At 41.1% G+C, this 22647-nt stretch carries 16 protein-coding genes; 12 read left to right on the top strand and 4 right to left on the bottom strand.

Annotation, left to right across the window (positions count from 1 at the left end; genetic code table 11):
* Nucleotides 1-80 precede the first annotated feature (80 nt).
* Nucleotides 81-1148: an XrtA/PEP-CTERM system-associated ATPase gene (locus AC27HD_RS08275; protein ID WP_487104994.1), complete on the top strand. Its 1068-nt coding sequence runs from the start codon at nt 81-83 to the stop codon at nt 1146-1148.
* A gap of 172 nt (nt 1149-1320) precedes the next feature.
* On the opposite strand, the gene AC27HD_RS08270 is transcribed toward AC27HD_RS08275, so the two are convergent.
* From AC27HD_RS08270 to AC27HD_RS08255, 4 genes are read right to left on the bottom strand one after another with little or no spacing between them, the layout of a single operon-like run.
* Nucleotides 1321-2994: a TIGR03016 family PEP-CTERM system-associated outer membrane protein gene (locus AC27HD_RS08270; protein WP_487104992.1), complete on the bottom strand. Its 1674-nt coding sequence runs from the start codon at nt 2992-2994 to the stop codon at nt 1321-1323.
* Nucleotides 2975-3925: an XrtA-associated tyrosine autokinase gene (locus tag AC27HD_RS08265; protein ID WP_487104991.1), complete on the bottom strand. Its 951-nt coding sequence runs from the start codon at nt 3923-3925 to the stop codon at nt 2975-2977. Before AC27HD_RS08265 ends, AC27HD_RS08270 begins: the two co-directional genes overlap by 20 nt.
* Nucleotides 3925-5493, bottom strand: coding sequence for an XrtA system polysaccharide chain length determinant (locus AC27HD_RS08260; protein ID WP_487104989.1), 1569 nt, complete (start codon nt 5491-5493; stop codon nt 3925-3927). The genes AC27HD_RS08265 and AC27HD_RS08260 overlap by 1 nt, the downstream gene beginning before the upstream one ends.
* 49 nt (nt 5494-5542) lie before the next feature.
* Nucleotides 5543-6175 carry an XrtA/PEP-CTERM system exopolysaccharide export protein gene (locus AC27HD_RS08255; RefSeq protein ID WP_487104987.1) on the bottom strand — a complete coding sequence of 211 codons (633 nt, stop codon included), beginning with the start codon at nt 6173-6175 and terminating at the stop codon, nt 5543-5545.
* A 150-nt stretch (nt 6176-6325) separates the two neighbouring features.
* Between AC27HD_RS08255 and AC27HD_RS08250 the strand changes: the two genes are divergently transcribed.
* Genes AC27HD_RS08250 through AC27HD_RS08200 form a run of 11 tightly spaced genes read left to right on the top strand, consistent with a single transcriptional unit; the run spans nt 6326 to nt 22643 of the window.
* A complete protein-coding gene (locus AC27HD_RS08250; RefSeq protein ID WP_487104985.1) occupies nt 6326-7738 on the top strand; it encodes a TIGR03013 family XrtA/PEP-CTERM system glycosyltransferase in 1413 nt (470 codons plus the stop codon).
* A gap of 3 nt (nt 7739-7741) precedes the next feature.
* Entirely contained in the window at nt 7742-8581 is an 840-nt protein-coding gene (locus tag AC27HD_RS08245; protein WP_487104983.1) for an XrtA system polysaccharide deacetylase, read from the top strand.
* 60 nt (nt 8582-8641) lie between these two features.
* Nucleotides 8642-10114 (top strand): exosortase A, encoded by a 1473-nt coding sequence (gene xrtA / locus AC27HD_RS08240; protein ID WP_487104981.1) that lies wholly within the window; start codon nt 8642-8644, stop codon nt 10112-10114.
* A gap of 40 nt (nt 10115-10154) precedes the next feature.
* A complete protein-coding gene (locus AC27HD_RS08235) occupies nt 10155-12458 on the top strand; it encodes a hypothetical protein (RefSeq protein ID WP_487104979.1) in 2304 nt (767 codons plus the stop codon).
* Entirely contained in the window at nt 12451-13941 is a 1491-nt protein-coding gene (locus AC27HD_RS08230) for an oligosaccharide flippase family protein (protein ID WP_487104977.1), read from the top strand. The genes AC27HD_RS08235 and AC27HD_RS08230 overlap by 8 nt, the downstream gene beginning before the upstream one ends.
* The gene (locus AC27HD_RS08225) at nt 13938-15155 is read left to right on the top strand and encodes an AGE family epimerase/isomerase (protein ID WP_487104975.1); all 1218 of its coding nucleotides are present in this window, start codon (nt 13938-13940) and stop codon (nt 15153-15155) included. The genes AC27HD_RS08230 and AC27HD_RS08225 overlap by 4 nt, the downstream gene beginning before the upstream one ends.
* Nucleotides 15156-15179: 24 nt before the next feature.
* Nucleotides 15180-17102 carry an acyltransferase family protein gene (locus tag AC27HD_RS08220; RefSeq protein WP_487104973.1) on the top strand — a complete coding sequence of 641 codons (1923 nt, stop codon included), beginning with the start codon at nt 15180-15182 and terminating at the stop codon, nt 17100-17102.
* Nucleotides 17103-17113: 11 nt separating this feature from the next.
* Nucleotides 17114-18256, top strand: a complete 1143-nt coding sequence (locus tag AC27HD_RS08215) for a glycosyltransferase family 4 protein (RefSeq protein WP_487104971.1) — start codon at nt 17114-17116, stop codon at nt 18254-18256.
* A 46-nt stretch (nt 18257-18302) separates the two neighbouring features.
* The gene (locus tag AC27HD_RS08210; RefSeq protein ID WP_487104969.1) at nt 18303-19424 is read left to right on the top strand and encodes a glycosyltransferase family 4 protein; all 1122 of its coding nucleotides are present in this window, start codon (nt 18303-18305) and stop codon (nt 19422-19424) included.
* Nucleotides 19421-20533, top strand: coding sequence for a glycosyltransferase family 4 protein (locus AC27HD_RS08205; protein ID WP_487104967.1), 1113 nt, complete (start codon nt 19421-19423; stop codon nt 20531-20533). The genes AC27HD_RS08210 and AC27HD_RS08205 overlap by 4 nt, the downstream gene beginning before the upstream one ends.
* Nucleotides 20526-22643, top strand: a complete 2118-nt coding sequence (locus tag AC27HD_RS08200) for a hypothetical protein (protein WP_487104965.1) — start codon at nt 20526-20528, stop codon at nt 22641-22643. The genes AC27HD_RS08205 and AC27HD_RS08200 overlap by 8 nt, the downstream gene beginning before the upstream one ends.
* The last annotated feature ends 4 nt before the right edge of the window (nt 22644-22647 follow it).

Raw genomic sequence — 22647 nt, 5'->3', positions numbered from 1 at the left:
CTAATACAAACAGCCAATATAAACAGAGACGCGCGTTATTTTCTGCGCTTTGATAACAGCAACATCACACGGTATTTTTCATGTACGAAAGTTATTACGGACTTAACTCGAAACCGTTTCAGCTAACGCCTGATCCTGCTTTTTTCTTCGCTAGTAAGTGGCACAAAAGAGCAATGTCATATCTACAGTATGGATTGTCTCAAGCCGAAGGGTTTATCGTGATAACCGGCGGCATAGGCACAGGGAAGACCACAGTTGCCAATAGCCTGCTCGAAGAGCTTGAAGATGATATCGCCGCTGCGCAAATTGTGACGCCGAAGCTGTCGCCAGATGAATTGGTGAAAATGGTGGCGTCGAAATTTGATATTGCGACTGAAGGCAGAAGCAAAGCAGACATCTTAAAAGCCTTAGAAATTTTTCTATACGATTTGAATAGAGCAGGGCGTCGCGCGCTGCTTCTCGTAGACGAGGCGCAAAATTTGCCACTAGAGTCTATTGAAGAGCTGCGTATGCTCAGTAATTTTCAATTCAATGGTAAGCCCCTTATTCAAAGCTTTCTGTTGGGGCAAGAAGAACTGCAACCTATATTGCGCGCCCCTAATATGGAGCAGTTTAGACAGCGTATCGTGGCGTCGTGTCATTTGGCGCCTCTTACCTTGGAAGAGTGTAGAGCCTATATTGAGTATCGGTTGCATCATGCTGGGTGGAACGGTGCACAGCTTTTCTCTGATGAGGCGTTTGAGCGAATCCATATATTCACCCGCGGTATTCCGCGTAAAGTGAATACCCTAATGGATAGAATCATGCTTTACGGTTTCCTAGAAGAATTAGACACTTTTAACGCGGAATCAATCGATGAAGTGATTGAAGAAGTGAAAGCTGAAATGTTCGAGCCTGATAAATCGGGCGCAGAGATTACAGAGCACATGGGTTTTGCCGACAGCCCTGAAAGCAAAACGATAATGACGCCTGAGGGTAACGTTATTCGCGATACAAAGTATTACCTAGATATGCTGGCTGAGCTGGTGGATGCCCTAGATGCGGCAATATCGCAAAAAGTCAAAATGACGCAGTACGTCGATAAGTTGATGAAGAAGAAGTTTAAGACTTATGTAAGGCTTAAGAGTGATGATAGTAAGGTGGAGTAATACGCAGTCAGTGTATTGTTGTGTAGTTTCTTAAAACCTGCCATATTTTATCTTAGAGCGACTTAAAAGATAAAGGCTGGTGGTTGTAGAAAGGGCGATGTAATTGCGCCCTCTCTACAACAAAACGGTGCTTTAGTGTTGCAGACTATCGAGTTTGCATCAATAAGGCGAATCAATCGAAGGTATAAGTTACACCTAGCGTTAAGCGTCTATCAGTGAAGTTTGCACCGAAGAAGCCGTTGCCTATTCCGCCACCGCCGTTCAGTAGATCGCCACTTCTATCAACATAATTCAAATCTGCACTCACGGTAAGCGACCTACCGAAGGTTCTCTCTAACCCAAGTGAAGCATTCCAGTTTTCACTGTCTCCACCTTCAAAAGTGTCTGATCGTTGAGTTATCTCTGCGTAGTTAACGCTGGCATTAATATTGGTATAGCTTCCTAGTCTATAAGCTAACGTAGAGCCAACAGAATAAGTGCGAGTTAGCCTGTCTTGGTCAATAGCATCGTCTTCAGAATAACGAAAAGACATACCAATGGTAACTCGTGAAAAGTCATACCCCATCTGAAAGTTGCTTGCTTTTCGAATAATGATGTCGTCGTTAAACTCAAGGTTTTGCGTTGTTAATTGAACAAACTGCTCATCTGCGCTCGGCACATAACTTAAGCTATTGGGTTGGAAACAGCTGGCAATTGAACCAGAATTAGCTGGACATACAAACACACCTAAATTCTCTGGATTTGCAAGTAATCGTGAAACGTTAGTAACATCTTCAGAGTAACCGAAAGCAGTTCGAAAATATTTTGAGTTATAGCTGATGTTTGCAGAGGCGGTTTCACCAAAAAAACGTCTACCGTAAGTCGCTGAAATTTGTGTTCGAGTACTTAAGGCCCACTGGGCGTCTAAACCTATAAAGGTTTCGTTGTCGTCATCATCTAAGTCTGAACTTGTTGTGTTTGCTGTTAACGATATGAAGCGGTTTGTGCTTTGGCGATAGGTAATACCCGCACCATAAGAGTCGAATTTACGTACCAAGCTCGAGGTGTCAGTTCGGGCCGATATCTGATTGCCCTCGTGAGTTCCAGTAACCCTCACCGCCCAATTCGGTAAAAAATGAATATCGGCAAATCCAGAAGCATTACGTGAAATAAACTCCCCCTGACTAGCCTGAGCTCTATCGGTGTTTTGAAAACTGCCGCTAACATTCCAGATTAAATATTCAGCCTCGTCGCCGTTAGTTAGGGTTCCAGATAACTGGTAAGTATCGTTATTAAGCGCGAAGCCATTATTTAAAGCATTTCGTTCAGAGGCGACATCAGAATATGAGGCTTGCCCGGTACCTCGAATCCAGTCACCTTGCGATATGGTGGTAGTAACACCTATTCTGTTTGAGCGCGTTTTCGCCAATGCATCAGCATTGGTAAAAAAATCAGAAACTAAAAAATTACCAGCTTGTGCATTTTGATAATTGAGCGCCCCTGACGCTTGAAAAACAAGAAGTTCATCGAGCGGAGCCCAGTTGGCTGAATAGCTATACTCACCGTAGGTGTCTTCGCGACTTGCATCGTTTTGGTCGCGTTCAAGATGCGTAAGTTTACCCTGCCACAAACCGTTAAAAGTTCGCGACTGATAAGAAGCATTCACCGTTGGATTAATAGAAAGCGTTGTAAACGAAAATGTACCGTTTTCTTGTGAATCAACATCTTGAAAGACACTTTCTGCAGACGCTGTTGCTGTTACCTCCAAATTGGCGCTCGCATGGCCGCCACAAGCTAGAGATACAGCAGATGCCAAGGTAGCGACTGCAAGTCTCTTTGTTTTTGTGTTAATTAGTTCGCTCGGCATAATAATATCCATAATATCCGCTTCCATCGGTATCATTGTGCACCGACTTATTAACCACAAAACCTATCGCCATTTCCGGATTAAGTCGTTCGACAGACAATTTAATATCTGACATTTTAGCTTTTCCTTCTTCAACAACCACTACGGCTTGTCCTGCAAAGTTTGCCAAAATAGCACTTTCATTTATTCCGATTAATGGTGGAGTGTCAAAAATAACAATTCGGTCGGGATAGCGATTTGCAAATTCATCTACAGTATCGTGCATTTTTTGGCTGGCAAGCAATTCTGTTGAGAGGTGGTGAGATCGACCAGCTGGGATTATTTTAAGCTTATCAATATTGGTTGGGTAAAGTACGTCAGAAATATCTTCTACATCACCTTTTAAGTACTCCATAAGCCCTTGCCTGTTCTCGAGGCCTAATGTTCTAAGCACGTTTGGCTTAAGTACATCAGCATCTACCAATAAAACCGTTTTATCTTGCTCAGAGGCAATGCTCATGGCTAGGTTAGTAGCAGTAAAAGTCTTACCTTCTGAAGGTCGGCTACTGGTGACCATAATAATGTTCGGGTTGTGCAGTGTTTTAGCTAAAGCCCCAAATGAATTAGCCAACAATTTACGTTTTATCTCTCGGTATTCTTCATTTATCTGTTTTCTTTCGCCATTAAGCGATATATGCCCGTTTTTATCCAAGCGTTCAAAATCAATTGTGAAGCCATACTGCTCAGGCTTCTTTCTCTCTGCTTTCACAGTTGTCTCAGCACTCGCTGTTGTCTTTTCAACAACTATGCCCGCGTTGGCAGTGAGTACACTTTTTGCTTCAGCAGGAAGCTCTTGTGCAACATTAACTTCTTCAGCATTTTTCGCGTTCTCAAGTTCAGCTGCTTTATTTTGCTTTTGTTTCTGAAGCGCTTTTTCAATAGTGTTTTTCATTAAATAAGCCCTCCAAATAAATCAATGTTCATAACTTCTGCTGCCATCAAAATGCTGTACATAGCTAAAATTGTACCGCTGGACATTAAGAAAACAATTAACCGTGTTCGGTTACTTTTCTTAATTTGTTCTATGTTCAAATGCGTAACTGTTCCCCAAATAGGGAAATCTGACAACGTTAGCAACTGTTTAGGCCTTATTAATACGGGGTTTAACTGACTAACCAAAAACGCAACAGCTATACCAGCTCCAAATCCAATTACAAGTACCGCTGTATAGAATATTAGGCGATTCGGGCCTGAGGGGCGTTTGGGCAACAGAGGTGGCTCAATAATACGAAACTGTAGATCTTCGGAAGAAACATCTGCTCGCCTAGAAAGATCTGCAGATTCCTTTCTAGACAATAATTCTTGATACTTTTGCTGCGTAACGCTGTAGTCGCGGTTAAGTGCTGTAGACTCTGCCTCTATCTGAGGTATTAAATCTACCTTACTTTCTAAGCCTATAATCTTGTTCTGTAGGTCAGCTTCTTTAACGCGAAGTGATGCTATTTGGCTTTGGAGCCTGCTAGCTTCAAGTTTAATCTCTCTGTTCAACTCAGTGAGCGGCTGGCTACCATTTTCATCAGACTGATTTAAAAATGCATCTATTTCTTTTGCTCGAGATTCTTCTAAGCTTTCTAACAATGCTTTGGTTTCTACAACATCTGGGTGTAAATCAGTGAACCGCAATGTAAGTCGGTCTAGTTCTTCTTCTAATCCCCTAATACGCTCATCGTACCGAGTGCGTAAGGCGGGCTCGTCCTGGTTGGAAACACCAAAATTATCGGTGCGCTTTGCGCCGCTTATTTGTTCATTAAGTGATGCGGCTTGTTGTTGAGTTTGTTTTATTTGTAATTGAGTGGCTTCGAGCTCGCCATTTAACCCTTGAAGTCTAGAGTAGTAGGTACCAGATAACGGTAAAATATCGTTATATTGGCGCTTAAAATTTGCAAGACGTTGCTCAGCTTCTGCCAGTCTTGATTCGTATTCAGCAATTTGCTCGTCTAAAAATCGCCCAGCTGTGTCGGTATCTCGTCTACTATTGCCTAAAGAGCCTTCAACAAACAAATCAAGAGTTTCTTGAACAACGCGTTGTGCAATGAGCGGCTTCTCGTTTGAAAATGATATGTTGTATATATTGCTTCTATTAGTGGACGATAGGTTGATGCTTTTAGTTAACGAGGTAACAAGTTCTTCAAACTCGCTTTCTGTAGCTGTTGTAATATCTAGATCGCTTTCACGTGCAATTTTTTCCACATTACTTCTACTCAGTAATGTTTTTGCCATCATTTGAATTTCTTGATCCGGATTAGTCTGTATAGCTAAACCACGAAGGAGGGGTTGTAATACTGAGCGTGTATCAACAAAAACCTGCGCTTTCGATTGATAGGTGTCGGGTAATGAGGCGACATAAAAAAAGCCGATAGGACATATCAGCCATGAAAATATAATTACGTAACGCTTTCTTATCCAAACTCCTTTTACGTAATCGAGAATTTGGGTAAGCGTTTGTTGTAAATCCTGCATATTGTGTTTTGTTCCGTTAACTACTTATACATTGGCTTTTGAATGAAGTTTAAAACCAAGCTTCTGGTATTATAACGATATCGCCCGGTAACATATCTACGTTTTCAGAAATATCCCCATCTCTTATCAAGTCGTCGATATTAATTTCGTAGGTGCGTTGGTTACCGTTAACCACACGTACTAATTTAGCGTCGTTACCGTTTGCAAACTCTGTTAACCCACCTACGGCAATCATTAGGTCTAGTAGTGTCATGTGCTCTGTATAACTAACGGCACTGGGGTTCGTTGCTTCACCAATAACGCGAACTTGTTCGCTTAATGGCCCAGTAAAGTTATTCACACTTACCGTTACACGTGGATTATTGATATATTTGCTCAGCTGCTCTTCAATTTGTCGAGCTAGCATTGTTGGCGTTCTACCTGCTACATCAATATCTTCGACAAGAGAGGTGGTAACTTTACCGTCTGGTCTAACAATAAATTGCCCAGATACTTCTGGGTTTCGCCAAACAAAAATAGTAAGCGAATCGCCGGGGCCAATTAAATATTGGTAGGCGTTGACGTCAGTGGTTAGTGATGCTCTTGTAGTAGCTTCAGGTAGAACCCCTGTATTGCTACAGCCATATAAGCCAAGTAAAACAAGAGAGATACAACATTTAGATAGCTTTTTAGAACGGAACATAAGAGATCTTCCTACACTCATTATGGTTATTTTGTGCTTTTCACGTTTACCCTACGGGAAACGTCACTATAATGCCAATAACAATTCTAGTCTATTGCAATAAATCCCTTTATGATAGAAGTAGTGCTGTAGTTTTTTTGGAGGCCAGGGGTGGCAAGTAACAAACGTAATCAAAGTAAACGTTCAAATATTTTAGTGTTGTCTGAAGCGTTGCTTATTTCTTACATGGGGTACATTTCTCATTTCATTCTTACTCAAATGGAAATGTCATCGCCCGTCTCCATAGAGAAGCTTATTGTTAATGTTGGAATGTTAACTGTTGCCATATTGCTCTGTTCTCTCTCTGTTGGGTTGTACGAAGCGAAGTTGCGTGAGACTTTCCGCGGTATTATACGCAGAATATTTGTGAGCGTAGGTTTGAGTTACTTCCTAGTTGAAGTACTAAGTCGTGCATTCTTCGATAATCTTCTCATGGATTCCTATTTCCTACCTGCAGCCGTCAGCGCCATAATAATTACGCTAGTAATATTTCGCTATTTTACTAACCGCTTGGGTCTTCTTGGGCTTGGAAAGGCAAGAATATTAGTACTCGGAGCAGGAGAGCGAGCGTCTATTATCGAAAAGCGAATGAGAAGAGATGTAGACAGAATTGGCTTTGAGCTAGTCGGGTTTGTTCCAATTCCTGGAGATAACCGCGAAGAGGGCATACGGAAAGAAAAGCTAATACACCTTAAAATAGATGATAGCTTTCAGCAGTTTATATCAGATAATGAAATAGAGGAAATAGTAATAGCATGTGACCAGCGCCGCGGCACCTTACCTGTAGAAGTGCTTTTCGACTGCAGATTACGCGGTATAGAAGTTACAGAATTACTTGATTTTATGGAGCGTGAAACAGGGCAAATCGTTGTTAATCTCATGTATCCAAGTTGGGTGATTTATTCGAATGGTTTTCAAACCCAAAACTACCTGCGAGATTCACTCGATTACACATTCAACGCTCTAATAGCTTTTGTAATCTTTTTCTTTGTGTGGCCCATTATGTTGTTTACTGCATTGGTAATTTACCTAGACGACGGGCGGAGAACAGGCGTATCAGTATTTTACAAGCAAGAGCGCGTAGGTCTTAACGGTAAGCTCTTTAATATAATAAAATTTCGCAGCATGCGCCCCGATGCTGAAAAAGATGGTGCTAAATGGGCTAGCAAAAATGACACACGAGTAACGCGCATAGGCAATTTTATTCGTAAATATCGCGTAGACGAGCTACCCCAGCTGCTCAATGTGTTTAAAGGCGAAATGTCTTTTATCGGCCCCCGTCCTGAGCGCCCTCAATTTGTTGAACAATTAGTGCGTGAAGTTCCATATTACAATCAACGTCATAACGTTAAGCCTGGCTTGGCTGGTTGGGCGCAACTAAATTATCCATACGGCGCAAGCGTTGAGGATTCTATGGAAAAGCTTAAGTTCGACCTTTACTACGTTAAGCACCAAAGCTTACTTTTGGATATTTTAATTCTTATTAGAACCGTTGAAATTGTCTTGTTTGGGAAGGGTCGCTAGAAAATGAAATTAGATAATCGTTTAAATGCGATGACAGTGGATGTTGAAGACTATTTTCAGGTTTCTGCATTTGAAGGTGTTGTTCAAAAGAAAGATTGGGACAGCATAAGTTTACGGGTAAGTGACAACACCAATCGACTGCTCGATTTGTTTGCAAAAAATAATGTTAAAAGCACGTTTTTTACACTTGGTTGGGTTGCACAGCGTTGCCCAGATGTAATTAGGCGTATTGTTAATGAAGGGCATGAGTTGGCTAGTCACGGCTTGGCGCATCAGCGCGCCACCACAATGTCTGAAGAAGAATTTCGTGAAGATGTAAGGCAAAGCAAAGATATTTTAGAGAACATTGCTGGGATAGAACTGAAAGGTTATAGAGCTCCCAGCTTCTCAATTAATGACTCTAATACCTGGGCTTACGATGTGTTAAAAGAGTTGGGTTTTACCTACTCATCAAGTACCTACCCAATTAACCATGATTTGTATGGAGTACCAGAGTGGCCGCGATTTAAATATCAGCGAGATAATGGGCTAATTGAAATTCCTATACCTACGATACGGAAAAAAGAAACCAATATCGGTATAGGCGGTGGTGGCTATTTTAGACTTTATCCGTACTGGCTTTCCAAACGTCGTATTAGTGAGTTTATGAAAACCGAAAATGCGCCATACAGTTTTTATTTTCACCCTTGGGAAATAGACGCACAGCAGCCTAAGTTCGACACTGCACCTTGGAAGTCTAAAGTGCGCCATTATATCAATCTTTCAAAAATGGAAGGTAAAGTAGAGCGTTTACTAAAAGATTTTAACTGGACAACCATGCAGGCGGCTTATCACATCGAATAAACCTGTTCGGTGATGGTATATTCACGCTAGCCAATAAAATAATAAGAGGGCGACGTAGCAATGGAAAATGTAACTGCTCATGACGGGGAAACATCACAGGGTCGTGGCAATTTTTCGTTCGGCGCTAATAAAGCATTTTACCTCTCTTTTTTATTAATACTTGGCCTATGGCTAGTGTTTTCGTGGCAGGGGGTAATCACTGTTGTAAGCGTATGGTACGGAAATGAAATCTTCAATCACGGCTTTTTCATCGTACCTGGCTCGCTGTACCTTATATATCTTAAGCGCCAAGAATTACTTTCTACACCTATCCTAACCACGCCGCTTGCGTTCATCGTCATTCTACCGGCTATTTTTTTGTACGTATTGGGTGTGGCTGGCGACGTTCAGCTTTTTATGCATGCAGCCACTTTCACCTTGTTGCCTGCACTTATTTGGCTAATGATAGGCACCGCGGCCGCTAGGGTTATATTATTCCCACTATGCTTTATGTTTTTTAGCGTGCCAGTAGGCGAACAGCTAATTCCTTATTTACAAGAAATAGCAGCCGATGGCTCGGTTGCATTACTGAGGCTGTCGGGAATACCACTATTTCGCAGCGGTCTATATATCGAAATACCGCAGGGGCGTTTTCTTGTGGCCGAAGCTTGTTCAGGGGTAAGCTTTTTTATTGCAAGCTTTGTTATTGGTAGCTTGTATGCCTACTTAAATTTAGTAACAGTAAAACGTCGCGTTATTTTTGTGGGAATATCGTTGCTATTCCCAATCGTAGCTAACGTTGTCAGGGTTTACGGCATCATACTTATTGCTTACTGCACAGACATGGAGCACGCCGCTGGAGCAGATCACCTAATTTATGGCTGGTTCTTTTTTGCGTTTGTTATTATTTGTTTATTGGGCATTGGTGAGTTGATGAGGCAGCAAGCAACACCTAAGCCTAGTTTAACATTGCTTGCTCCCATTGTTGGCGTGCAGCGTTTCGTTATTTTTGCTGCGGTAATTACATGTTCTTTAGCAATATTATGGGTGGCGAAAATATCAAATTTAAGCGACACCCCTTTATCAGTACCCTCGCCTGTACTTAGTGGTGTGACAACGGATAAATGCAATCAAAGGGTTTGGAGCCCTTTAATTCAAAACCCAGATATAGAAGAAGAGGCTTTCATAGAAGGCACAAATTGTAGGGTAAAAGTTCATACAGCGTGGTTCAGTGAGCAAGGCAACGAGTTAGTAAGCGATTTGCATAGAGTGTTCGACCCCGAACGTTTTTCTTTGCGGGGCACGCGTACCTTGAACATAGACCAATACAATTTTGTTGTTTACGACGTGGTTTCTTTAAGTGGCAAAACGTTGAGTATAGTAAAGTGGTACGAGATAGAAGGCACAGTGTTCACAAATGCTATACAGGCAAAGCTTCGTCAAACAGTGAACGTTCTAGGGGGCAAAAATACCGGCGGTAGATTGTGGGTAGCAATGTCTGAAGACGACGACCTTAAGGTGCTTGGTCAAACTTTTGTGCAATTACAGCATTAATACTTTATTAACCTCTTAATCGCACGGAGTAAGCGACCGAATGAATCATACCATTTTATCCTCTCGTGGTTTGCTGCCACTATTTTTTGCAGCGCTTTTGGCTTTGTTCGCTTGTGTGGGCTTATTTACTTTCCCTTCTTACCACATCCCCCTGCTGCTAACGGCGTCAGCTTATATCGCGGCATTGCGATACTTCAATTTTACGTGGCTTTACGTGCTTTTATTTGCCACTTTCGCAATAAATTTAGCTCCGTGGACAGGGCGATATTTAGTAGACGAACTAGACATATTTGTTGCGATCACTGGCGCTTACTTTTTCATAAAATACCGAAATGAATATGAAGTATCGCGCCACTTGCTTCTTAGCGTGTTGCTAGTTGTATTTTGTTTATTAACATCATTTGACTCTTCGTGGTTTAACGTATTCGAGCCGCTCTCTGTTAATTTTTATGTATCGCCTTTAAACGGCTTCGTTATATTTAAGGGTTTTGTATGGGCATTAGTACTGGTATGGGCGTTTAATCAACAAAAACGAAGTGATAGCACAAGGGCACTGAAGCATCTTTTGCAGGCTAGTATGTTGGCTGCGTTTGCGTCATTTGTGATTGTGATGTGGGAAAAGCAGGTGCTTGGAACATTATTCTCAGGCGCAGATGGTTATACTAAGGTAAACACTTTTTTCAACCTAAGCTCCGCTTATAGAACAACGGGCATTGTAAGTGGTATGCATACCGGTGGAGAGAGTATTGATGGCCTTTACCTTACGTTACTGCCCCTTGTGTTCGGCGCTTGTTTCTTCTTTAAACAAAATGCAGTTCGGTTTATTGCAATTGCAGCGGTTGTTGCAGTTATGTATTGCGTATTAATGGGGTTCACCCGGGCAACATACGCAGCAAGCTTTATTTCAATGGCTGTATGTAGCACATTGTACTTTTTTGAAAGGTGGCGCAGCACCTCTGCACCTAATGTAGACAACATAGGAGAGCCAGGATATTCCAATATGACGTTTAGTTTGGTTGTTGGAAATCTATTGGCTTATTCGTTTTTAGTATACTCGGTTTACGCACTACATCAATACACAGGCTATTATGCCGAGCTATCAGCAGGTTTGTTGTACATAATAACCATTGCGCTAAGCCAAGTTCGCAGCATTAACTTAGTCATAAAACTTATTGGAATGATTATTGGTCATATTGGCTTTTTCTACATTAATGTTGATAGTTTCAATAATAGTCAGTGGGTTGATGTTAATACGGTTTCTACATCGGCACTTTATATTGCGACTAGCCTGCCGCTTATTGCGTTCACGTCGCTTTTTGTCATAAAACGCCACGGCATATTTGAATTACCGCGCTTAGTTACCGAAACGATTACACTGGTGTTATTTGGTGTGTTATTGGCAGCAGCCTTTTCAGGAGCCCGAATAAACATTCGAGCAGAAACAAGTGCTAGCGACTTTAATACGCGAATGGAACATTGGCAGGGTATTATCGATAGCGGTAGATGGAGTGCCTCTAATATAGCGCTAGGACATGGTTTAGGAACCATGCCAACCAACTACGCGCTCTCGGGTGAGGGCGAATTAGACAGAATTGGTACATTTGCCCTAGATAATCGGAATGATACATTAAATGTTATTCCAGGGGCAGATTTGATGTTCGCCCAAAGATTAAGTGCAGACTCAGAGGGGGCTTATTTGTTTGAAATAACTTATCAGGCAAAGGAAGAAGTAAAAGTGGCAGCGGCTATTTGCAGGCGTAACATGATCATTTTTGAGTTTTGGGCAGGAGGGTGTGGTAATACCATTCAACAGAGCTTACCTGCTACGCATGAAGGGCAAAGTAGAACCTATTTAATGGGTCTTACGGCAACGCCAGACAATATTTTTTCTCTTCCTGCTGCGCTCACCTTTAAGGCTACGCTGGGTAAAGTGCCTTTACTTATTGAGTCAGTAACGCTTACTGATGCCTTTGGGAAGCAGTTGCTTCGCAACCCCTCATTTGCTAACGGCAGCGATTTTTGGTTTTTTTATTATGATTTCGAGCATTTAGTTTGGCATGTAAAGAATATTTACCTGAGTTTTGCCTATCAGTTTGGCTTAATTGGGGGGGCACTCATAGCAGCGTTAATTGTTTCGGCTTACATTGCTTTTTATCGCAGTCATCAGTTATTAAGTTTACCTTCAGCCGTGTTTACCGCTTTTTTGGCCGGCCAATTAGCCTTTGGATTGTTTGGTGACCCAACTGATTCGGCGCGTACGGGAATGTGGTTCTTCTTCATGCTCTTTGGTGCAATGGCTCCCACCATGCCATTTCACAAGCGGCAAAGTAAGCCCGATGTCTGATGCCAATCGCGTAGTCAATAGTGCATTTTTTTCAGTTGCTGCAAAGTTGCTGGGTAAAATACTTGGCTTAATTAGCATATTCATTGTTGCGCGCATACTGGCTCCTGAAGACTTCGGCTTTATTGCCATTGTCAGCATGGTCTTATACTTGTTTGATATTCTTTCCCATGCAGCGAGTGAGCAGTACATCATACAAAAAAATATTGTCTCGCATTCTGATTTGCATACTGCATGGTCGTTAAACCTTCTGCTAAAGGTAGCTATAGCGCTCGGTATAGTGGTAACCGCCCCTTTAGTTGCGAATTTTTTTGATGCTGTTCATTTGACTGACGCAATAAGGGTTAGTGCTATTATTCTCCCCTTACAGGCCTTGAAAAGTCATAAGCTCATGCTACTAAAACGGCAGTTGCGCTTTAAACCGCTTTTTTGGCTTTCGTTATTGGAGAGACTGTTTGCCTTGCCTGTTTTAATTACACTAGCTTTAGTTTTGAGCAACTACTGGGCATTTTTAGTCACCGATGTGATGGTAGCTCTATTCGGCCTGGTATTATCGTTCGTTGTGTTAAAAGGTAAGCCATACTTTACGTTTAAGCATGTCAGGCGACAGTGGGCGTTTTCCCAGTGGATGTTAGGGAAGCACTTATTAGGTTATGCGCGCTCACAAATTGACACATTTGTAGTCGCCAAATGGTTTAATGCGGGCTTGTTAGGTAATTACCACATGTCTCGCGAACTGGCTATGATGCCTGCTCATTATTTGCTGAGCCCAGCTATCGAGCCGTTACTTGCAGTATTTAAAAATGACAGGAAAAACGAAGCAGAACTACTCAATAATGTGGCTTTTTCATTACTGGTAGTATTCGTGATCAGCATTCCTTTACTAGCGGCGCTTTATTTTTATGCCAAGCCGATTGTGTATATATTACTTGGCGAAAATTGGCTTATTGCTGCTGAACTGCTGCCGGTGCTGTCAATCCTATTTTTTTACTGGTGCATTGTACAAGTTTTGGATGCTGCTCTAATTGCTATGGGGAAAGTGCAGTTTTTGTTTATGTTTGATCTGCTTTCTCTCGCCACCATTGCTCTGGCCCTTGGTTGGTCGATTGCCAACGAGTTTAGTTTGAAGCACCTTGCTTGGGCGCGTTCGATTACCGGGCTGATAATGGCGCTTATGCTGCTTGTTTGGTTTTTTAAAGGTCACTGGCGATTGTTAACGCCTGTGGTGTTACTTTGCGTTTTGATAGTAGGGTTTACAGTTGCCGCTATGGTACCCGCTTGGTTATTAGTGACTGAGCCGTTTCCAAACGCGCAGTTAGCGCTAAGCCATTATATTCAAGCAGCCGCAGAATTGATTATGTTTGGTTTGGTTTATGTCGTATTGTTTTCACTACTGCTCCATGTTAGCAAGCAATATCATCTGGTTAGATTAAAGCAATTAGTTCTGCAGCGTATGCCAGCAAGCTGGTACAGGGGAAAACTATGATTCGAAAACTGTTCACATTATCACTTCTTTGCGTGCTTAGCCTAATACTGTATGGGTGTGATGCTGCAAACAAGCAAGCAGGAATAATGCTTAGTCCAGAGTTGGCTAAAAAGCAGATGTTGCACTTAACCGATCCTAGGCTTAACTGGGCAAAGGATAATAACAATTACATGGTTCAAACCTTCGATACTAATTGGCAGATTGCTTCTACGGATAAGGTGGAAACTTACAGTCAAGCTAGGCAGGTGTACTTGTTTGCCAAGGGCTATGACGTCACAAAAGAACCTCGTTATTTGCATGCAATGGTAAAAAGTACTGATCTCATGCTGGAAACCATGTTTGATGAAACCAGAGTGTTATGGCATTCAAGTATAAATCGAAACGATACAGAAAAACGCTATGGACCAACGGAGTACAGTACATCTTTTGCCCTATTCGCCATGGCTCATGCTTATAGGGTTTCGCATGACAAACGCTATTTAGATGCGGCACTTAAAACCTGGATGCTTGGCGAATTATCTATGGGCTTAACGATGGCCAGAGCTTCACAGCAAGGAAACCTTTCGCAAGCGTCTACCGACACATGGTCAATCAACCCACTTATGCATTTATTTGAGGCATTGCTTGTATTATATGATGTAACGCAAAGCCCAAGTGTGTGGCAAGATATTGAATTTACTGCTCAATTCGTTGAAGAAAAACTGCTGCAGCAAGAAGGTTATCTCGCTGAGTACTACGTTAATGTTGACGCACCACTTCCTATTGGCGATGGTGGTTACATCGAGTTAGGTCATCAGATTGAATGGGCCTATTTGTTACACTCGGCGGTCGACAAGGGCCTTGATAGTCGTTTTAGGAAAGTAGCTGAGCGCTTGTACGACTTTGCAACAATTGCAGGTTGGGATAGCAAAGTTGGCAGTTTATCGGCTAGAAGTGACTATGAAGGCAATCTTATCGTTGCCGAGCCCGTTTGGTGGGCACAGGCCGAGTTAATGAGGCTCTTGGCTTATAAAGTTAGAATGCAAAGTAGTTCTGTTGCCCTTGTTGGGGCATTTGCAAAAAGTTGTAGTTTTACCGTCAATAATTATCTTGACCAGAATAGCGGAGGTTGGCTCGATAATTCACAAAAAAGACTACCTGCTTATAAACTTCGCAAGGTTATTGGTTATCATGCAGTAGAGATGCTTCAAGAGGTAAGTTTGAAAAATGGATAAAGTTAATTTTACGGATAAAAAAGTGTGAATTATCGTCCCGAAATAGACGGGCTAAGAGCTGTTGCTGTTCTTCCTGTTATTTTTTTTCATGCAAAGCTTCCTCTCTTTGAAGGGGGGTTCGTTGGAGTTGATGTTTTTTTTGTCATTAGTGGCTTCTTGATAACTTCGATTATTATTCAGGAATTAGAATCAAACTCATTTTCGGTCGTCTCGTTCTATGAGAGAAGAGCAAGAAGGTTATTGCCAGCACTTTTCGTAGTAATTTCTGTATCAGTATTACTCTCTTGGGTTTCACTATTCCCGGTAGAGATGAAAGACTTCTCTCAAAGTTTAATTGCGGTATCTACTTTTTCTTCGAACATTCTTTTTTGGTTAGAAGCCGACTATTGGGCCACTATCAGTGAGTTAAAACCTCTTTTACATACTTGGAGCCTAGCTGTCGAAGAGCAGTATTATATTTTTTTTCCAGTGCTAATGCTGCTTGGTTACAAATTTAATAAAAAATACATATTTCCTGGGGTATTGATATTGTTACTTGTCAGCTTCTTTGCATCGCATGAAATGGTGGTTTCAAATCCTCAAACAGCATTCTATTTAATACCTTTTAGGGCGTGGGAGCTTTTTGTCGGAAGTGCTGGCGCATTTTTTTATAACAACCATAAAAGCAACATTAATCCTAATTCAAATGTTGCTAACTTTGGCTTTCTTTTAATTGCTTGCTCCATCTTTTATTACGATGAAAATACCCTGTTCCCGAGCTTTTATACCCTTTTGCCAACAGTTGGAACTTTATTGGTAATATTATTCATACATGAAAGCTCGTCGTTATATAAAGTACTTTCGCAAAAATACGTTATTTTTTTGGGTGTGCTTAGTTACAGCGCGTACTTATGGCATCAACCTCTTTTTGCTTTCATAAGGAATATAACTATAAATGAGCCTTCCCATATTTCTTTTGGTTTACTGATTATTTTGAATTTTTTAATGGCTTATTTGACATGGCGCTTTGTCGAAAAACCTTTCCGAAAAAAAGAAAAAATAGGCACGATGGCAGTATTCTCTTTCTCAGCTGCGGGCTTGGCGGCTATTTTCATAATCGGAACGCTTGGCCATTTTAACAAAGGGTTTCAGGACAGAGAAAACGGAGCAGTTTCTATGCGAAACTTAGCCGAAAAACTTCAAGTTAACAAAGGTTTAAGCTATGCCTGTGATGGACAGTTTACATTGGCGGGTGAGTGCAGAACTGATGAAAGCCCCAACATTGCCATATGGGGTGACTCTTATGCAATGCACTTAGTGAGAGGGATTCAGTCATCTAACCCTAATGCAAAGCTAATACAACATACTTTGAGTGGTTGTGCGCCGCTCGACGGCATTGCTGCTGTAACTAAATTAGGTGGCATCGAAAACGCTGAGCAGTGCCTGGAGTTCAACGGAAACGTAAAACGTTGGCTTACAGAAAATAAGATTGAGTTCGTCGTTGTGTCCTCTGCTTTAGGTTCGTCACTTAAATTAACCAGTGAATTTTTAACTAACTCCAGTGAGACTAAAAAGCTGAATTATGATGAAGTTGGAAGGGCGTGGTCTTCAACGCTCGAATTTATAGCATCTTTGGGCGCTACTCCTGTAATAGTTTCTCCCCCTCCAGTAACGGGCAGAAACATTGGGGCATGTTTAGCAAAATCTGATTGGTTTGGTGGTGAAAAGAACCGTTGTAATTTTGCGAATAATAGCGGAGAGGTTAGAAATTATGATGTTTTCAATTTCTTAGAGAAGTTTAATTATCATTTGAAATATTATGATTTAAGAGAAATGATGTGTGACGATACCAATTGTCGTACGTTCGAGCAAAATATCTACTATTACAGAGATCCCGGACACCTTTCTATAGAAGGTGTTGAATATCTTGGAAAAAAACATAATTTTTACAAACTCATTACTGAATAAGGTTTCGAACATTGAAGAAAGTCTTAGTGCTCACAGAGAACTTTCCCCCTTTAGAAGGGGGCTCTGGCAGATGGTTTTGGGAGTTATACAGTCGACTACCTAAAGAAAGTATTGTAGTTGCAACTAATTCGTGTGAAGGCGGACAAGAATTCGATAAATCGCATTCGCTAAATGTAATTAGAATGCCGCTCTCCTCACCAGAATGGGGATTTGTGAGTAAAGAAGGTATTCGCTTTTACTGGCAAGCTATCAAGCAGTTAAAGAAAATAGTAAAAGAATTTGATATCAAAGAAATTCATTGTGGAAGAGTGATTCACGAGGGCGTTATCGCGTGGCTGCTTAAAAAAATTACGGGCATACCTTTTATATGCTTTATCCATGGCGAAGATATAGAAACAGCCTCGTCTAGTCGCGAACAATTCTGGATGGTCAAGAAAGTTTGTGAAAGTAGTAAGTATCTAATATGCAATAGTGAAAACTCCGCGAGACTCGCTGTTGAATTAGGGTATACAAATCCGAGCAAGTGCAAGGTGCTGTCCCCTGGGGTAGATTTAGAGTTATTCCGCCCTGTGAAAGAGAATACCGAATTCAGAGACAGAATGGGGTGGCAAGGAAAAACGGTGCTTCTGACTGTTGGTCGTTTGCAAAGGCGCAAAGGACAAGATTACATGATCAAAGCTTTGCCAAAACTTTTAAAGTATGTACCCAATTTACTGTACGTTATTGTTGGTAGAGGAGACTGTCTCGACGATTTGTTAAAAGAAGTTGATGAGCTGAAATTACAAAAATCTGTTCAAATCTTAACAACTCTCAATGATGATGACTTAATCTGCGGTTACCAAAACTGTGATTTGTTTATATTACCAAACAGAACTATTGGCAATGACATAGAAGGCTTTGGGATGGTTTTGGTTGAAGCACAAGCATGTGGAAAAGGGGTCGTCGCGGGCAATTCTGGAGGTACACGAGAGACGATGTCTATTGGTAAAACAGGTAGCATAATAGACTGCAATAGTCCTGAAGAGATCTATGAAGGTCTACTACCAATTTTACAGAATAATACGTTTCGAGAATGGGAATTGAGCTCTAGAATGTTTGTAGAAGAAAACTTGGGTTGGGATGCGCATGTGAAGCGCTTCAAATCACTTTTGTGAAGTCGAAAAAACTTGAATCTAATAATCGTATAAGAAAAAGCTAAAAATGAATATTTTATATGTTACGCACAATTCTTCTCTCCGAAGTACCACGTGTGTTTTAGATGCACTTTTCAGTAATAAAGACATCTATAATATTAACCCAGTTGTTGCGTTTAATTCAGAGGGGCCTTGGAAAGAAAAACTAAAGTCAGATGGGATCAGAGTTTATGATGCAAGCTTCGATACCATACAGTTAACAAGCCCCGTCAGAAGCATTAAAACGACTTTGGAGTGGTTGCGAATACTTAGAAACGAGAATATCGAGTTAGTTCACGTAAATGAACACGATAACTTCCCCTCCATTAAACTAGCTGCTTATATGTTAAGAATTCCAGTGGTGGTTGGGGTTCGTTTCGTTCTGGGAGATGGTTTTGGTCAGTGGGCTTTTGGTGGAAAAATGGGTCCGAAAGCATTGATGTTTACCTCCGAGGATCAGCTTCTAAAGAGTAAACATGATATCCCTGAGGCGACCCCGCCAATTCGGGTGAGCGTAGTTGGAAATGGCAGAGATCTCGATGAGCTAACTGCTTTCAAGAATCAACGTAATTACTTTCGTAACTCGTTCAATGTACCTGATGAAGCAATATTTCTCGGAACAGCAAGCGTCATTAGACGAAGAAAAAGGCTAGAAGATTTTATAGATCTAGTGGTGGCACTCAAGCAGACAGGGAAAAGCGCATACGGTGTTATACTCGGGGGAGGTAAGTTTGGTGAACAAGCTTACTTTGATGAACTAAAGGCAAAAATAAGTTCGCTTGATATGGATGATTTTGTTTTTATGCCAGGAAATACAGAAGATGTAGCACCTTTTTATCAGGCAATTGATTTATTTGTCAGTACAAGCGAGTTAGAAACATTTGGTATGAGTGTTTGTGAAGCAATGGCCTTTGAAAAACCTGTATTTGGCTACGCAGGGGGGTCTGTTAAAGAAGTTCTATCCGATGAACGTGGAATCATTGATGAATGCAATAAAGAGCTATTAATTCAGCGCGTATTGGAGTTTATCGATCAGCCCGTAGTCTTAAGAGATATGGCAGAGAAAGGAAAAGAAAGGGCATTTCGCGAATTTAATGCAAAGCAACTAGCCGAAAAAATTAACATTATCTATCAGGCAGTTATGTCATGAAAGTTGCATTTTTCGCGTTAGCACCTTTTATTAGTGGTTCAGAGCGCTCACTTCAACTAACCATTAAAAGCCTAATTAACGAAAGTGTGAGTTGCGTTCTTTTTTGTCCTCCAACCTCACCAATGATTTCTTGGGCGATAGGTCAAAATATCAAAGTATATTCGGTGAGCTTAGACATCTTTTCCTGGCGTCACAGTCTGCGCTATGCAATCAATCAACACAAGATTTTGTTAGCGCTCAAAAGGGAGAGGGTTAATGTGCTTCATAGTAACCAGATATGGAGTGTTCCCCCCTTGCAGTTTGCTAAACGCATTTTCAATACTCCTCTTATATCTCATTTTAGGGACCCAATTGACGGCTCTTCAAACTGGTGGTTAAAAGGGGGAATTGATGGTGCTGTGGCAATTTCAAGCCATATTTTTGATGAGCTGCATTGTTACGTTGATAATAAGCTCATAGCAACATCAAAAAAAATAATTAACCCTATTGAGTTAAAAGACACAAGTGAGGCCGGCGTGTTAAAAGTGGAGAATACACTGAGATCTAAACTGGCTGTTAAGGCAGATAGTTTTGTGTTTGGTTACGTTGGTCAGATTTCGCCGGTTAAAAACCTTGAAACGTTATTGCTTGCATTTGCATCTCCAGAATTCTCGGAGGATTTTCTCTTTATTGCCGGAGCAGATCCCAGTAAAGGTGAGAAATACAAGTCACAATGTATGGAAATAGTAGAAGAGCACGGTATGGAGAATCGTGTGTTTTGGTTAGGGCATATTGACGATGTTGCGGAATTTTACTCAAGTTTGAACGTGTTGTTGCTGTTATCGCTAAGTGAGCCATTAGGAAGAACCCCTTTAGAGGCAGCTAGTTACATGGTGCCAAGTATTGTAAATGACGTAGATGGGCTTCCTGAAACAGTTGTACATAACCAAACTGGGTGGTTAGTTGATGCGAATGATGTGAGCAGCGTGGTGAATGGAATGCAAAAATCTAAATATGCTAACTTAGACGAAATGGGGCAGTTCGCACGGTCATATGTTGAAAAGCTCGCCTCTCCAGAAATTTATGTAAAGCAGCTAATCAACTTCTATGGAACCGTTCAACGTGGATAACATTCAGTCTGAGTCTTTTAATGATTTGTATTTTTCTGTCGCATATCAACAAGGTTTATTCCTAAAGAGGCAATTGATTTGCCAACCGAGCGTTCAACTGTTAGAAGATGAAACCAACACTTACATTCGCGCATTTTCGTTTTGTGCTAAACCCGATATTTCTTTAAGAATAGTCAAGTTAACAGAAGAGAGTTATCAATTAATTTCAAAAAAATCAGAAATTAACGTAAAAATCGGACAGTTTTTTAAGTTAGATAATAGTGGAAAACTGTACACGTTAAACGACTTTAACGGACTGCAACAATTTAATAAAGTCGCATCAGAGGGAGAACTCCCGAGTGAAAACGGGCATAAACCTGGCACACAGCATGCCTTGAAGAAAGTTATCAAGAAGTTCCCTTTCATATTCGACAGTTTAAAAAAGATAAAAAATGCTTGTGAAAAACCTGAAATAACTGAATTATCACACTTCCAAGGGATCTGCTTTCATATTGAAAAAGACAGTAAGGGATCGTACATTCTAGAGTGTTATGATGACGGTGGTATCTATGATGAGCATATTAATGCAGAAGGAATACACTATCCCCCGCAAGTTCCCGGAAATTATTATGCTGATGGCTATTCTACCCTACTTTTTCTTAAAATTTACGAGAGAACTAAAGAGCTATGTTGGCTTGAGGCGGCGCGGAAAACATGGGAGTTCCTTAATCGCATTTATCCTCGATACAGACCCAGTCACATAGCATGGCATCATTCAGATTTCAAAAATGCGGCAATATTAGAAGTTATTCATCAATTTGGTGAAAAGCTTCCTGAGTTTTCCACATTCCCACACGCGTTAGTTGAAGATTTTTACGAGCCAACAAATGTTTTTGCATTGAGATGCCACTGGAAGGCACTTTGTCATCACTTGCAATTATCAACGGATAAAAAAATTGAAACAGATTTAGCTAGAGTTGTTTCTGATCAGACTGCAGACGGCTTATATCACGACAATATAGAAGCTTATCCAGATGCTCATGATTTAACTTATCATCAATATTCGACGGCTTGTCTTGCACAAGCCCTGTTCTACTCAGATAGTGCAACTCTGAAAAAGAGTTTTATGCAAGCAGTTCGTTTTTCTCTTGCTGTTTTTGGGCCCGAAGGCGAGCCTGCATATGTGGGGCGTGCATCAAATAACCTACACCAGTCAGCAAGCTGTGCTTTAGCTTTTCATAAAGCCGCTCAAATAACAGAATATAAAAGTGAAAGAGAGCAGTTTCTCAAAGCTGCTTACTTAGCTGTTAAGCGTATTCGTGATTTTCAAACTTCCAATGGCATGGTACCGACGGGCTTGAATCCTCACATCAAACAGCGAATGGGGTGGAACCACTGTGAAACTCCCTATAACGGTTTGTGCGGTTACTTTTTATTACGTGCACTGGACATATCTAAAGAGATAAGTGTACCCAGCTGTGATTTGCCTTTACAAGAAAGTAAAACATATATAGCTAATGACGCCGGATACGCAACAGTCTCTGATTCAAGTTTGTATTTAGTAATTTTTAGTGGTTGTGACAAATCTTATGCATGGTCAGAAGGAAAACATATCACCGGTGGCGCAGGAATAGCTTTATTCGGAAAGAGGGGGGCTAAGAGCCTTCTTCCGTGTTTGAATTTACACTACGCCAGCCAAATTTTTACGAGTGACTTTCCTGTTATAAATGAGGAGTTACCTTTTGGTCGTGGTCAGCTAGAATGTGATTCAAATAACGCAGTAATTATGTCTCATCAATATGGAGGCGCTGAAGTAGAAAGAATTTATAGACTAATTGACGGGCAACTAGTTATTGAGACAAAAATAATTGGAGTAATGCTAAGTCGAAAAGACGTGCTTTTTTCATGGCCGATTTTGCTTGATAATGTTGTATCTTTCAATAAAAGGAATTATACCATTGATTACGGAACAGGGCAGACTGTGGCGATAGAGACCTCTTTCCCTAGCAAAGTCAAAATCTCTAAAAAGATATCTAACGCAAAAGGGGAGGTCAAAGTAATGACATTTGGCTTAACAGGCGATTGCGCGCAAATAGAATATGCTTACACTGTTTCTTTGAAACTAATTTAATCGA

Source organism: Alteromonas sp. 4NS20-0143 (assembly GCF_057542855.1).
This window is presented reverse-complemented; position numbering and strand designations above follow the sequence as displayed.

Bases quoted from the DNA above. Each gene is read 5' to 3' on its own strand.
- xrtA (WP_487104981.1), top strand. From the start codon at position 8,642: ATGGAAAATGTAACTGCTCATGACGGGGAAACATCACAGGGTCGTGGC.
- AC27HD_RS08225 (WP_487104975.1), top strand. From the start codon at position 13,938: ATGATTCGAAAACTGTTCACATTATCACTTCTTTGCGTGCTTAGCCTA.
- AC27HD_RS08260 (WP_487104989.1), bottom strand. From the start codon at position 5,493: ATGCAGGATTTACAACAAACGCTTACCCAAATTCTCGATTACGTAAAA.
- AC27HD_RS08230 (WP_487104977.1), top strand. From the start codon at position 12,451: ATGTCTGATGCCAATCGCGTAGTCAATAGTGCATTTTTTTCAGTTGCT.
- AC27HD_RS08265 (WP_487104991.1), bottom strand. From the start codon at position 3,925: ATGAAAAACACTATTGAAAAAGCGCTTCAGAAACAAAAGCAAAATAAA.
- AC27HD_RS08270 (WP_487104992.1), bottom strand. From the start codon at position 2,994: ATGCCGAGCGAACTAATTAACACAAAAACAAAGAGACTTGCAGTCGCT.
- AC27HD_RS08235 (WP_487104979.1), top strand. From the start codon at position 10,155: ATGAATCATACCATTTTATCCTCTCGTGGTTTGCTGCCACTATTTTTT.
- AC27HD_RS08245 (WP_487104983.1), top strand. From the start codon at position 7,742: ATGAAATTAGATAATCGTTTAAATGCGATGACAGTGGATGTTGAAGAC.
- AC27HD_RS08210 (WP_487104969.1), top strand. From the start codon at position 18,303: ATGAATATTTTATATGTTACGCACAATTCTTCTCTCCGAAGTACCACG.
- AC27HD_RS08205 (WP_487104967.1), top strand. From the start codon at position 19,421: ATGAAAGTTGCATTTTTCGCGTTAGCACCTTTTATTAGTGGTTCAGAG.
- AC27HD_RS08275 (WP_487104994.1), top strand. From the start codon at position 81: ATGTACGAAAGTTATTACGGACTTAACTCGAAACCGTTTCAGCTAACG.
- AC27HD_RS08255 (WP_487104987.1), bottom strand. From the start codon at position 6,175: ATGTTCCGTTCTAAAAAGCTATCTAAATGTTGTATCTCTCTTGTTTTA.